Source organism: Psychrobacter communis, assembly GCF_014836505.1.
Classification (GTDB): domain Bacteria; phylum Pseudomonadota; class Gammaproteobacteria; order Pseudomonadales; family Moraxellaceae; genus Psychrobacter; species Psychrobacter faecalis.
In genome coordinates this window covers 1-13,897 of the sequence record NZ_JACSQR010000023.1, presented here as the reverse complement: position 1 = coordinate 13,897, position 13,897 = coordinate 1, and the positions used below count along the sequence as shown (strand labels likewise).

Below are 13,897 nucleotides of genomic sequence, written 5' to 3'. Positions count from 1 at the left end.
TTCATTAAGAGTGGCCGTCAATGACACATCTTACTGCCAGTACTGACCTTACTGCTGGTGTTTGCTGTGCATCTGACGGTTTTTTGAACCATGATGACCTTTTGCTTTTCTTTCTAATTTTAATTGCGCCATTTTTTGACGTTGTTCAGGCGTTAGCACTTGTGCGATAGCATGCTCAGTTTGCACGCGTTCAATAAAGCGCTGCTTGGTTTTTGCCGCTTGTTGATCGGCTAGGCGGTTAACTGCTGCGGCATCTAAGGTTTTGGCATTGGTCAACGTTTGCATTTGTTGTTGCATTTGCGCGCGCTCTGCTTGATATTTGCTACGGTCATTTTTGTTGCTACTGTATTTTTCTTGCATAATAGCTTTGATTTGTGCCTGCTGAGTCGCTGTCAAATCCAACTGCGCCATAGCGCCTCTCATGCCACCCTCATGCATACCACCTTTGTGCATGCCGTTTTTCATGCCAGCTTTGTGATGTTTTTGCATGTTGGTTGTTGTTGCTGGCGTCGTATCGGTGGTGGCGTTGACACTGGTACAGCCTGTAACCGTTAAGACGCTAGATATCGCGAGTACTGAGCCTATGATTAATTTTTTCATTATGATTACCTTCAGTTATGGTGCAAACGTTAATTATTACAAAAAGAGGTTTTTTATCTGATAATTAATGATTAGCAAGTGTCCCGGATAGCCACTATGAATCATTAATTGCCATCAGTATTTGTTGCTGATAGCCGCTATCATACGACAGCTAGAAGTTGCGAACATTTATGAAATATTAAGAAAGGTAACGTTTGTGGCGCATTGATGGATGCTTGCCTGATAATATCAGCCATACTATGGCATGCTTAGAATCATTTGACTGAACAGCAATAAAGTAGAAAGGAGAGGAGGAGGATGGCAAATATTTTATTGGGTGATGATGATGAAGAGTTGACCCAACTGCTGCAAGAGTATTTGCATAATCATGGCATCCAAGGTGACTGTGTGCATGATGGCGAGGCGGTCATCGAACGCTTAAAATCAGCCATGCATGATAGTGCGCCTTATGATTTATTGGTACTCGATATTATGATGCCAAAGATAGATGGGCTCAGTGTCCTGCGTCAGCTGCCAGCGATTAGCGATATTCCAGTGATTATGTTGACGGCAAAAGGTGAGGAGATTGATCGTATTATTGGGCTGGAGCTTGGTGCCGATGATTATATTACCAAACCGTGTAACCCGCGTGAGCTGCTGGCACGTATTAACGCAGTGATTAAACGTAGCCGTATTACCGCATCGGGTGCTGCCGCCTCAGAGCACTTGCCACTGCCAGAGAGCCGGTTGCATTTGGACCAAAATCAACGACTTTGCCAAATAGATGGCGTCGAGTTACAAGTCACAGGAACAGAGTTTGACTTGTTGGTGGCGTTACTTAAACAAAAAGGCGAGGTGGTCAGCAAAGCGTGGCTGTCACAACATGTCTTACAGCGTGAGTTGCAGCCGTTTGATCGCAGCCTTGATGTGCATGTGTCGCGCCTGCGTAAAAAACTGCAACCTTTTCATGACGAGCCTATCAAGGCAATTCGTGGTAAAGGTTATCAGCTGGTGCTGTAATGACGGACGCATCGATGCTTACCTCGACATTCAAGCCAAGAATCACGCTATTTTGGCGACTATTTCTCAGTCTGTTATTGACGGTACTCATCACCTCTATCATCTCTGTTATGGTAGAACGTTGGCTCAATGGTAAAGAGCTCAGCGCTCGGATGGACGTGCAAATTGACAGTCTTTTACTCAAGCGCCAAGAAGTGGTTGCGGCGCTACAGGCTGGTGATTTATTAGCAGTCAGGCAACTTTACCGGCAAGACCGCCGGCTGATGAGTCAAATCAGGATTTATGATGAGCAGGGCGCTATTATTTTTCCGCGCTATCGCTATAGAGAAGAGCGTCAAACAAACGGTCAGGAAGTGGCGCGTGACTTGCCATCGCATCCCATTTCTGGCAATCGTAGAGCGCATCATGATAAAAATGATAGCGCCTACGAAAAGCCCTCTTTTATTAATGCAATCCTGCATCCAGCGATGCCGAATAGAGAAGTAATTTTTGACCCTAATAATCGCCCAGAACTGGCAGATATCACCGTAGATTTGCCAGACGGGCAAACGGCCATTATACAATTGCGCCCGCACCTGCGTTTTGCTGATGTCTTGGCGCTGCAACGCGGTAATTTTACCGTGCGTTTGCTTCTCATTATTCTGTTTAGCGTGTTGGTCTGCTTTTGGCTCAGTCGTACGCTGACGCAGCGCATTGGTCGAGTTCAAGATACCGTGCACCGTATGATCGACGGCGATTATCAAGCCAATCCGCAGTTATCAACATTGGGCTCTGACGAGCTAGGTTTATTGGCAAAAGATGTGGCTTTATTATCGACTCGATTGGCTGAGAGTGAGCTTGCGCGCAAGCAGATGCTCAGTGATATCTCGCATGAGCTGCGCTCGCCACTGGCGCGCCTTGATGTGGCTACTGAACTGACGCGTGACTTTTCACCCGATGCTAGCCGTTACCTTGACCGTATCGATAAAGAGTCGACACGCATGAATGAGCTGATTGAGCAAATCATTCATATTCAATCTCTGCAAATGCAGCAATATACCATCGATAATCTAGAAAATGATGCCGTAGACATGGTTGAGCTCATCACTGAGATTGGCAAAGACGTTTGTTTTGAGTTTCAGCATAAAGATGTACGCTGGCAATGGACGCCGCCAGTTGCTTTATCATCGTCATTTGATACGTCTTTGACTGTGCTTGGTAATCAAGAACAGTTGCATAGCGCCCTTGAAAATATCATTCGAAATGCTTTTATGCATACTCCTGCAGATTCGACCGTTACTGCTGAAGTCACAAAAGCAAGGCTCGATAATAAAAGAGATGCCATTCAAATTAGCATCACAGACGAGGGCGGCGGGGTAGCAGAAAAAGACTTAGAGCGTATTTTTCAGCCCTTTGTACGCCTTGATAGTGCTCGCCACAGGGAAACAGGTGGCTATGGGTTGGGATTGGCCATCGTCCATGCGGTCGTTGTCGCTCATAAAGGCCAAATTAATGTTTGTAACCGCAAAGATGGTATTCAAGGCTTGGTGGTACAGATAGTGCTGCCTATTCAATAAAAGTAAACAATATTTATTATGCCTTTAAATTCATAGAATTAGGAAGAATTAGCGTACCAGAATAACAGGCGATAAGGTGCTGGCAATGATTTCTGTCGTGGTACTGCCCAAAAATAAATGCTGAAGCTTAGAGCGTCCATAAGCGCCAATGACGATGATATCGATGTTGTTTTCAAATTGAAAGCTGAGTAAACCCTCAACCGCATCAAGTTCTAAGAGCTGATGGGTATCGACGCTAAAACCCGCTGCCTGTAAGTGTGCAGCCGCGTTATCAAGGCTTTTTTTAGAGGCTTCGTTATGATGACCGACCATAACGATATGACCTTGTAAGCCTTTTAACAGGTTGCTCTTTGCAAGCACGTGTATGGCATTTATCGCCGTTTTACTGCCATCAAATGCCACCATATATGACTGCGGCTCTTTAAATTTCTCTGAACAAATCAACACCGGTATGTTCGAGGCGCGGGCGACCGTTTCGATTTGACTGCCGATATTGATACGACTGTTTTTATGGTCCTCACCGCGCCGTCCCATGACTATGGCGCGATTTTTTTCCTGAAAATGCTCAATCGCTGGCAGCAGTTTACCGCGGCGTTGATAAATGCAAACCTTCATATTTTGAAAGCCATTTTGAATATGACTTTTTGCATCTTGTACCAAGGCATTGCTGTAGTTGTTGACCACCTGCGCCCTTTGCTCATCGAGTTCCGATAACTCATCGAGCAAAAACTGGCGACTATTAATGCCAATAGCACCTGATAAATCGCGTCTGACCGAAGCTGCTACGTCGCTCACGTGCAATAAAGCTACTGAGATATCCAGTTTGCTTGCGTACCACGCGGCATAATCACAGACTGAGCCAGTCACCGCTGAACCATCAATACAAGCCAAAACGTGCTCTTCCGTTATCATAATCTGTCCTTAGTTTTGCATTTATCTTTTGATAAGCCGACCTTTTCATCACATTAAAAATGATCTAGTAGGGGTCATCATCTTACCTCAAATATAGTCATGGCAAGATTAAAGCGCTAGGTTTTAAATGCCTTTTTATAAATATAATTTTCTTTAATTATAGAACAATATTTCACTAAAAAATATTGGTTCTACTAGAATTATAATTAAATATCAGGTTTTATGGCTGATATAAAATAATCTTCTATTTAAAAACACGGTCACTTTTTAGAGAGTGTTAAATAAGCACACAAATTACAAACCAACTCTTAATCCCTGAAGATTTATAGTTAATAGTTATACGATTATTAAAGTAAGAAAAATAATATTTATGTTTGTTCTTATCATTTTATTTAAAATAAGCGCTATCTTTTAGAGGTTTGCATTTGCTAACTCATTAAAAGTCAAAGATATAATTCTCTTTAACACCAAGCGCTTATCTAGGTTTCTCCATAAATTTGGCAGTTAAGCACCCTCTATCCCTATTAGACTTCCATCAAGACTAAAATTAATCTTAGAGTATTTTTAAAATTTAGTTAATAGTATTTTTAATTACTGTATAGTTATTTAAGATTTTTTAACTTTACATAGCTAAAAAGCTTCAAGTTATTGCTTTAGAAATAATCAAAAAACAAATCTTATCTCTTGTAATTTTATGAACTATTGTTAATTAATGAAAGTAGTCTTTAAGGACGTAAATTAAAATTTAAGACAAGCAACTTGTCTTTTATACCAAAGTTGTTAATATACTCCATTGTATTTTATTGCTGTTTCGGTATCAAACGTCTCATTATTTTGAGGGTTTGGTGTTAATAGGGAAGTTACTAGGAAAAAAGGTATGAGTGCAATTAGCCACGAAGAGCGCGTTCGTCACGAAGGTTTGCGTGAAAAAATCATGTCAGCAGAGCAAGCAGCAACATTTATCTTGCATGATATGAATGTTGGAATGAGCGGTTTCACAGGGGCAGGTTATCCAAAAGCCGTCCCAGCTGCGTTAGCAGAGCGTATAAAAGCGGCGCAAGCTCGCGGCGAAGAATTCAAAATCGGTTTATTAACCGGCGCATCGACCGCTGCAGAATGCGACGGCGTCTTGGCTGAAGCCAATGGTATCAAGATGCGCACGCCTTATCAGTCAGAGCCTGCGCTACGTAAGCAAATCAACGCTGGCGAAACGCATTATTTTGACATGCATTTATCACACGTCGCTCAGCAAAGCACCTTTGGTTTTTATGGTGACATGCACATGGCGGTGGTTGAAGTGGCCGGTATTTTGCCAGATGGACGCCTGATTCCATCTACCTCTATCGGTACCAATAACGCATGGTTGCACAATGCCGATCAAATTATTTTAGAAGTAAATAGCCGCCAAAGCTTATTGTTAGAAGGTATGCACGATGTTTTTGATGACATTGGTTTGCCGCCGCATCGTAAACCGATTCCGATTACCACACCGGGTGAGCGTATTGGCGAGCCGTACCTAACTTGTGATTTGGATAAAGTCGTCGCCGTGGTCTTAACCGATTCACCGGACCGCAATAGTAAGTTTGCCGATCCTGATGAGTGCTCAACCAAAATTGCCGGCTACATTATCGACTTTTTCCATGAAGAAGTGAAAAAAGGCCGCATGCCAGCCAACTTATTGCCGATTCAGTCTGGGGTTGGTAACGTTGCCAATGCGGTATTGGCGGGCTTACAAGCCAGTCCGTTTGAAAACTTAACTGGCTATACCGAAGTATTGCAAGACGGTATGTTAGATTTGATTATGTCAGGAAAAATGACCCAAGCGTCGGCAACGGCGATGTCGTTAAGCCCAGAGGCGTTGGCGCGTTTTAATGCCAATATTGAAGAATTGCGCAAACGTATTATTTTGCGCCCACAAGAAATCACTAACCACCCTGAAGTATCGCGTCGTCTTGGCGTGCTCGCTATCAATGCGATGATTGAGTGTGACCTTTATGGTAATGTCAACTCAACCCACGTCATGGGTACCAATATGATGAATGGTTTGGGCGGCTCTGGCGACTTTGCGCGTAATGCCTTTACCTCAATGTTTGTCAGCCCGTCAGTTGCTAAAGGCGGCGCTATTTCATGCATCACGCCCATGGTGTCACACGTTGACCATACTGAGCATGATGTGATGATTATCGTCACTGAGCAAGGTCTGGCGGACTTGCGTGGTTTGTCACCACGTCAACGCGCGCAAAAAATCATTGATAACTGTGCACATCCAGACTATCGTCCAATGCTACAAGATTATTATGATCGTGCTGCACAGACGGCTGGCATGCAAACGCCGCATTTGCTCGATGAATCTTTATCTTGGCATCAGCGTTATGTTGAAACCGGCGATATGCGCGTCAAAAAAGGTTTGGCTTTGGCGGTTTAGGTTTCAGTGCTTAACTAAATACTTACTGAAAGGCTTAACGCCAAAATCAGCGCCGTAGCTGATGACACAATGAAAAACACCGCTTGTCTGTTAGTAGATAAGCGGTGTTTCTTTGTCTTTTAGATACAGGTAAATTTAAAAGTAAAGGTTACAAGTATGATTTTTAAATGCTTAACTATGGCTGTTTAAATACTCAATCAATGGCTCAATGCCAGAGTCGGCAACCCCAACGCCTTGGGCGACCAAACGACCGTCTTTATCTAATACAGATATCAGATTAGAGTGGTTAATATCACCATTATCGGCAAATTGATATTTGATATTTAAGGTGTTGGCAAGCATGCGGGTGCTGGCTTCATCGCTACGAATCAGGCGCCAGTTATCACCAAGATTATTATGCTCAGCAAAGTTTTTCATCACATCAACGGTATCGCGCTCCGTGTCCAAAGTCGCCAGTAAAAACTCCGTTTGCGCACGTGCTTCAGGCGTCATCTCTTTGTACATCTGTTTCATGGATTGCACCAAGATAGGGCAGGTATGCTGACAGCTGGTATAAGCCATCACCACCACTTGATTTTTACCCTCAAGCTTATCAAGCTCAAAGGTATTGCCACGATGATCTGTCCAGTCGCCGCCTGCTTGATAAATAGAATACTCTTGCCCGAGCGCTTCTGCTGGTTCTTGGGCATTCATATCGGCATGATTCATCTGTTGATGATCCTTACCTTTCATGTCGTGATGATTATCTGTCGCGACTTTAGATTCAGAAGTAGTATCAGCTTGACTGTCTTGCGTCGTCGCCGAGTTAATCGCGTCAGGATTGCTACAGGCGAGTAAGCCAATACAGAGCCCAGTAGTCAAAGCCAGTTTGATAGCATAAGCCAGATGAGACAATGGCTGAGTTACTGTATTTTTTGAACTTGTATTTTGCATAGTTTTTATTGTTTTCATAAGGCAATCCTTAAATACCATTAAATTCAATTGAGCATAAAAAGTAGGGCGCTGTGTTAAAGGGGTGCTAGGTTAAAGTAGAGCACTATGTTAGGGCAAGTTAATTACTAGCACAGCGAAAACCTAGGCTGCTGACCGTGTATTTGGCTTCTAAGCTTGAGCGAAAACCATAGCGCATAAAGGCTGCATAATCACTTGGGTCGACCGCACCTGCTGCACCCGAGCCGCAAAACATTTCTTGGTTTAGATTGCTGTCTGAACGTGATTCGCCAGTGACCAAACTATTATTAAAATTCTCTGTCCATTCCCAAATCAAGCCGTGCATGTCTTTGACGCCCCAATAGTTGGCAGGGCCTTGTCCGACATCGGCAAGCTGGTCTTTATTACCTGCCGATTTACCATACCAATCAAGAATGCGTTGGTTGTAACCGGCCTCCAAGCTGCCATTTTTATTGGTAGTAGAAGCTTGTGCGACATATTCCCACTGTTCAACCGTTGGCAAGCGCTTGTTTTGCGCGCGGCAATATTGATTGGCGGCATACCATGAGACATTGACCACAGGCTTACGAAAATCCGCCTTTTTAGGCACAGAGATATCTTTGGTATTGATCCAGTGCTTTAGATAACCAGAATCAGCAAAGATAGGTGCAATGGCACGTTGGCGAAACTTTGGATTTTCTTTTATAAATTGATAAAACTGTATATTGGTGACGGGTAGCTCATCAATTTTGAATGTATCGACTGCCACCAATGGTGAGTTTTTGCTCAAATATAAAGGACGATAAGTACCGGGCTCAATGGTCAGCTCTTTTGCTTGCGCTTGCGTGCTTATCAACGCAAAGTCGGTTGCGACGCTCAGAGCACTAACGATCAATAACAGTGCGAGCGGGCGAGCGGTTGTATGCACAATATTCCGAGCGTTCATATTTAGAGTGTTGTTTTTTTGAATCTCAATGCTGCGAGTGTTGCTTTTGCGAGTGTTAGTAATGTAAGTCCATAACATAACTAATCTCCTAGTAAACCAAAAAAAGGACGGTGCCAAACGCTTGTTCAATCAGATACTGTATTGAAAATGACTGTTCAATGAGAGTTTTTTCATCGAACAGTCTAATTGCAACCCTATTAACTAGCGTAGCTTTCTAGGTTATTTACGAGCAGCTTTGACCTCTTCTGGCGTCACTTCACCACCTTTATTGCCCCAACTGTTAATAATATAAGTAACGACGTTGGCGATTTTTTCATCATCTAGGGCAACAGCTGGCATGACACTGTCGTACTCCTCGCCGTTGACGGTAATTTTACCCGTCAAGCCATGCAAGATAGCATCGACGGCGCGTTTTGGGTCTTGGTTAAGGTAGTCAGACTTGGCCAATGGTGGGAAGGCTTTTGGTATACCAGCACCATTTAATTGGTGACAAGCCGCGCAGTTACTAGCGTAAACAGACTCACCCATTTTAATTCTTTCTTGCTTGTTGGCAGCGGTCACGACTGGCGCAGGCGCATTGGTTTTACCAAGACTTTGTGCCGCTGAGCCTTCAGGTAAGTAGACGTCTTCACGCACTTTTCCTGAATATATTTTCTTGTCCTCTGCACCTTTGACATCGATGATACCAAGCGCACCTTTGTTAAATGCCCGGAAAATAGAGTGGTCAACCATCACAAGCTCGCCTGGAACATCTACTTTGAACTGGGTAATCGCGGCGCCCCCTGCAGGGATAAGGGTGGTTTGAACATTATGGTTTTCAGCGCTACCGCCTTCCATGTTGACCTTGTCGAAAATCTCACCAATCACGTGGAATGAGGACACCAAGTTAGGACCACCGTTACCAACGAATAGACGAACCGTTTCACCGACGTTGGCTTTCAATGAGTTTTCACCGGTGAGCGCCCCAACTGAACCGTTAAATAACACGTAATCTGGCTGCTCTTTTACCGCTTTTTCCATATCAAAAGGCTGCAGTCCTTTATCGCCATAGTTGCCTTTGGTATAAAAATCGCCCTGCATGACATAAAATTCACGATCAACCTTTGGTAAACCGCCTTCTGGCTCAACCAAAATTAGGCCATACATACCGTTTGCGATGTGCATACCGACGGGCGCTACCGCACAGTGATAGACATACAAGCCTGGTTTTAAGGCTTTAAAGTTAAACTCTGAGGTATAACCAGGAGAGGTAAACGAAGCAGCAGCGCCGCCCCCTGGACCTGTCACCGCATGTAAGTCAATATTGTGCGGCATTTTTGAATCAGGGTGGTTTGATAAATGGAACTCAATTTCATCGCCTTGACGTACGCGAATAAATTGTCCTGGTACCTGACCGTCAAATGTCCAGAAGTTGTACTCAACGCCATCTGCTAGACGCATGGTTTTTTCTACAGTTTCCATTTTTACGATGACTTTTGCCGCATAGTCACGATCGATGGGTGGTGGTACTTCAGGCGCATGGGTGATAACCGCATCAATCACTGGTAGCTCGCCATTTTTGGTGGTTGGCGCTTTGCTGTCTTTTGTGGTTTGAGTGGTTTCCACGCTGGTTGCTGTGGCCTTATCAGGGGTTGATTTATCACAACCGACCATTCCTACCGTACCAAGAGCAAGAAGACAAGCTAATGCAAGTTTAGAATAGCTGAGGGCTTGAGGCTGAGAGGTTGCAGAGTTAAAAAGACGCATAAGGCTCTCCAAAAATTAAAAATAAGTGGCTCATTTAACAAAGCTCGATTTTTATCGCTTCCATCATCCTATTGTTAATTGTGAAGAAAAGCAAAAAACACTATTAAAATAATAAGATTAAACAACAAAACTATAAAATGTTGAGCTAATAAATTGGCTTCCATAAGATGTATTTTAAATGAATGTTTACAAATAAGCGAATCATTTGCGCAATATTCGTTCACGATTTTTATACTGATGAGTTATAAATTTAGTTAGGTGTTCTTAAGATTTGGTGCACTAGAAAAGAGAGGAGTAAAAACTTTAAGAATTAAGATTTAAACGCTGAGATAAGCATTTTAGGATTTGAAAATTCTGCTCCAAATTAGTGAAGCTAAGTGGTTATTGAACTTAGCTATTATATTAAGTTGGGTTAGTATTGTAAGAGTGGCAGACAGTTTATATTCAACGCGGATCGGAATTTTTGTCATTATTGCTATTTTTTCGATAAGACAAGCGCCGTTTTATGAGTAAACCGATAATAACAACCACGATTGATATACCAATAGCTTTAGAATAGGGGGCTAACACGCCTGCGACAGCGTCATAGTTTTGACCCAAGTAATACCCGGCTAGCGCCAATATCGCGGTCCAAATGCTGGCGCCTAAAGCGGTTAGCGCCAAAAACGGTAATAACGACATTTTATTCATACCGGCAGGGATGGAAATTAGCGAACGCACGCCCGGCACCATACGCCCAAAAAACACTGCCATTTTGCCATGTTTGTCAAACCATGCATTGGCATCGGTAATGTCAGTAGGTTTTATAAACACGTATTTGCCGTACTTTTCAGTGAACTCGACCAAGCGCGGCTCATCGAATTTATGACCCAAATAGTATAAGGGTAGCGCACCCAGTACCGCGCCAAGCGTCCCAGTTAGAATGACCAAGACAATGCTCATATCGCCTTTAGAAGCGGCGAAGCCAGCAGCGGGCATGATAACCTCAGATGGAATAGGCGGGAAAACGTTTTCAGCAAACATGGCAAATATAATGCCAAAGTAGCCAAACTTTGCCATGATGCCGAGTACCCATTCACTCATTTGATCCATAGAATTCCTAAATAACTGACAAATTGATGGCTGTCAGTTTATAACAGCCATCAGCTGATAAAAACTATCGACTGGTAAAGGTAATGGTTTTAGTGCCGTTTGTAGACGGCTGGCTAATCGTTACTTTGCTATCCAGAATATCACCGCGCGCATTGATTTTATAGCATTCTGACGAGCTGCCGTTAGGATCGTTACTGAGTAGTAAGTTAGCCGAGGTTTCTATGCAAAACCACGCGGTATTATTGGTATCTCTGCTCAAAGACCAATCTTGATTGTAAGTACCTATTTTTTTGCGCATGCTTCTATCGGCATAGACATCTTCAGTAATCAATTTACTTGATGAGCCAACCGTTGCCATTTTGGGAATGGTTGTGGTCTGATTCGAGATCGAGTATTTACCTGAGCTGTCAGTGAAACCATGGAATACCAATGGATTAAGGGTAAAGTAATTAATGGCGACTGATTGATCAGTGACTTGATTGTTGACTTTATTAATAGTATTTACTTCAGCGCCTTGGACTTGTTTATTGTTAAATACCATGCTGCCTTTGGGCGTGACTTTGATGTCAGCAGAGGCGGTTTGATTGCCAACGTTTGCCACCAAGCTTTGACTGCGGGCTTTGGTGTAAATATTGAGCATGGCTGCTTCGACGGGATATTGAGTGACAATATTATTTGAATTGCCCGGCGTACTGCCACCGCTCATACCACCTGCACAAGCGCTTAAGCCCACCGATACCGCGACAAGTAATCCTAACTTTTTCATGGTGTATTCCCTCGATTTATTTGAGTTTTTTTATTTAAATAATTATTACCTGCCTACTATAATCGAATTTTTAAGCGCTGACAGCTGCCGTGTATCCTTGTACCTGCTATCCTTACATCATTATAACAACCGATGATTTTGTAGAAATTTATTGAATAAGTACGTAGTAAAAATTTTTAGCCAATTAAAATAGAATAAATCGCTGTTTTTTCTGCTCATACCTCTTTAGTCTGTTATCATTTCGTCCTGTAAAAACGCTAGTTTTACTCTATAAGTACCAATTATAAGCATCATTCGTTAGGACGTTAAAATGATCGTCAAGCAAAAGCCAAGCGCCATCAAACTGCTTTTTACCTTGCGTGGCTCCATTCTGCCCAAGGTCTATCCGCAGATTTTGCTCATTAGCTTAATTAGTGCCTTTATTACCAATATTCAGCACGGATTTCCCAGCTCTTTTTCTTCTTATAGCGTCGCGCCGTTTACCTTGCTTGGTATTGCTTTATCGCTGTTTCTAGGTTTTCGCAATAACGCCAGTTATCAGCGCTGGTGGGAAGCTCGAGGACTATGGGGGCAATTGGTCTATGATACGCGCAGCTTTACTCGTCAAGTGCTGTCTTATATAGATGATGAGAGTGAGAAAGGGCACGATAGCCAGCGCCGATTGGTATATTTAAGCATCGCTTTTACTCATGCGCTGCGTCATCGATTGCGTGACAGTGAGCCTTGGCAAGATGTGGAGCGTTTTGTTGAGCCCGTTTATCATGCCAGCATGCAACAGGCGCAAAATTTGCCGGATTATCTGCTGCGTCTGCTCGGTAAAGAGCTTGGCTATTGTCGGCATCAGCGCTTGACGTCAGATCTTATGCTGCAAAATATGGACGAGCGCATCAATTCGATGACGGTGGTTTTATCCGCCTGTGAGCGTATTCATAGCACGCCATTACCGTTTGCTTATACGCTGCTGGTGCATCGTACGACGTATTTGTACTGCTTTATGCTGCCTTTTGGTCTGGTTTCTTCTTTAGGCTGGGTGACGCCTTTGATTTGCGGCGTTATTGCTTATACCTTTTTTGGTTTAGACGCGCTCAGTGAAGAGTTGGAAGAGCCTTTTGGGCTGGCAGCCAACCAATTACCGCTGACCGCTTTATCCAGGAATATCGAGATTAATTTGCTAGAAGCCTTGGGCGAAACTGAGTTGCCGCCAAACATCATGGCTAAAAACGGCTATTTGCAATAATCTATTTATCATAAAATGAGTATGGCAACAAAATTTACGCTATTAACATTTATGGCATAAAAAAGACCACTCTAGCGGTAATGCCAGTCAGTTAACGCTGACTGGTATTTTTTTTGGGATATTTTTGTGGTTTACCCTTAACTACCCTCGGGCAAGATCGCTTTCTACGTTCAGGAATAACAAACAATTTCCCTTCCTCTAAAAGTGTATCTAACAACTTAGGGAAGAGTCCTGCAGCCTGTAAAGGCGCAAACCGTAACAGATCAACAATCGTAATAGACGCCATATGGAAGCTAATTCGTAGAGGGCTAACCTTAGCCCTAAGAGCCATATAGCGCATCAAACGTCTTATCAGATTATAAGCAATCATAAGCCCCCAGAACTCTTGTAACACAAGCTGCGGCAGCTTACTTCTTAACAACAGCCCCTGCTGTAGATCAGACTTAATTTCCCTAAAAGCCATCTCGATCTCCCAGCGCTGCAAGTACAGCTGTGCCACTTTATCCTTAGTAAAGCGTTTATCATCTATTAAAGAGGTGATGTATCGTCTTGTCTTACCCTCATAACGACACTCAATTAATCGAGCTTGCCAAGTATCGGGTAGTTTGGATTTTTTCTTTTGAGCTTGGGGAGAAACCGGCATTTGTATCAAGTAGTCCCCTTCACTAAAGGTTTCAATCACAGTGTA

12 protein-coding genes are annotated in these 13,897 nt (G+C 43.2%); 4 read left to right on the top strand and 8 right to left on the bottom strand.

What is annotated here, in order from left to right:
- Positions 1-48: 48 nt before the first annotated feature.
- On the bottom strand, positions 49-600 hold the full coding sequence (locus H9653_RS08690) for a Spy/CpxP family protein refolding chaperone (RefSeq protein WP_191691920.1): 552 nt from the start codon (positions 598-600) through the stop codon (positions 49-51).
- Positions 601-897: 297 nt separating this feature from the next.
- Here H9653_RS08690 and H9653_RS08685 point away from each other — a divergent pair, with 297 nt between their 5' ends.
- Together H9653_RS08685 and H9653_RS08680 are read left to right on the top strand one after the other, a co-directional pair.
- Complete coding sequence (locus tag H9653_RS08685) at positions 898-1,599, top strand: response regulator transcription factor (RefSeq protein ID WP_191691919.1); 702 nt, start codon at positions 898-900, stop codon at positions 1,597-1,599.
- A gap of 14 nt (positions 1,600-1,613) precedes the next feature.
- Positions 1,614-3,155 (top strand): sensor histidine kinase, encoded by a 1,542-nt coding sequence (locus tag H9653_RS08680; RefSeq protein ID WP_225211686.1) that lies wholly within the window; start codon positions 1,614-1,616, stop codon positions 3,153-3,155.
- Positions 3,156-3,203: 48 nt separating this feature from the next.
- Here H9653_RS08680 and H9653_RS08675 read toward each other — a convergent pair whose 3' ends face one another.
- Positions 3,204-4,067: a universal stress protein gene (locus H9653_RS08675; RefSeq protein WP_102076778.1), complete on the bottom strand. Its 864-nt coding sequence runs from the start codon at positions 4,065-4,067 to the stop codon at positions 3,204-3,206.
- Positions 4,068-4,944: 877 nt separating this feature from the next.
- On the opposite strand from H9653_RS08675, the gene H9653_RS08670 reads away from it, so the two are divergent.
- The gene (locus tag H9653_RS08670) at positions 4,945-6,492 is read left to right on the top strand and encodes an acetyl-CoA hydrolase/transferase family protein (RefSeq protein ID WP_102076275.1); all 1,548 of its coding nucleotides are present in this window, start codon (positions 4,945-4,947) and stop codon (positions 6,490-6,492) included.
- Positions 6,493-6,663: 171 nt separating this feature from the next.
- Here H9653_RS08670 and H9653_RS08665 read toward each other — a convergent pair whose 3' ends face one another.
- From H9653_RS08665 to H9653_RS08645, 5 genes are all read right to left on the bottom strand, one after another.
- Positions 6,664-7,443 (bottom strand): SCO family protein, encoded by a 780-nt coding sequence (locus H9653_RS08665; protein ID WP_191691917.1) that lies wholly within the window; start codon positions 7,441-7,443, stop codon positions 6,664-6,666.
- A 100-nt stretch (positions 7,444-7,543) separates the two neighbouring features.
- Positions 7,544-8,446, bottom strand: a complete 903-nt coding sequence (locus H9653_RS08660) for a formylglycine-generating enzyme family protein (RefSeq protein ID WP_225211685.1) — start codon at positions 8,444-8,446, stop codon at positions 7,544-7,546.
- Between the two features lie 141 nt (positions 8,447-8,587).
- Positions 8,588-10,114 carry a copper-containing nitrite reductase gene (gene nirK, locus H9653_RS08655; RefSeq protein ID WP_225211684.1) on the bottom strand — a complete coding sequence of 509 codons (1,527 nt, stop codon included), beginning with the start codon at positions 10,112-10,114 and terminating at the stop codon, positions 8,588-8,590.
- A 444-nt stretch (positions 10,115-10,558) separates the two neighbouring features.
- Positions 10,559-11,206, bottom strand: coding sequence for a DedA family protein (locus H9653_RS08650; protein WP_191691916.1), 648 nt, complete (start codon positions 11,204-11,206; stop codon positions 10,559-10,561).
- A 64-nt stretch (positions 11,207-11,270) separates the two neighbouring features.
- On the bottom strand, positions 11,271-11,972 hold the full coding sequence (locus H9653_RS08645) for a hypothetical protein (protein WP_191691915.1): 702 nt from the start codon (positions 11,970-11,972) through the stop codon (positions 11,271-11,273).
- A 310-nt stretch (positions 11,973-12,282) separates the two neighbouring features.
- Here H9653_RS08645 and H9653_RS08640 point away from each other — a divergent pair, with 310 nt between their 5' ends.
- Complete coding sequence (locus H9653_RS08640) at positions 12,283-13,209, top strand: bestrophin family protein (protein WP_191691913.1); 927 nt, start codon at positions 12,283-12,285, stop codon at positions 13,207-13,209.
- A gap of 91 nt (positions 13,210-13,300) precedes the next feature.
- Here the strand turns inward: H9653_RS08640 and H9653_RS08635 are convergent.
- Positions 13,301-13,897: transposase (locus H9653_RS08635; protein ID WP_191691912.1), on the bottom strand; the 597-nt coding region annotated here is incomplete at its 5' end.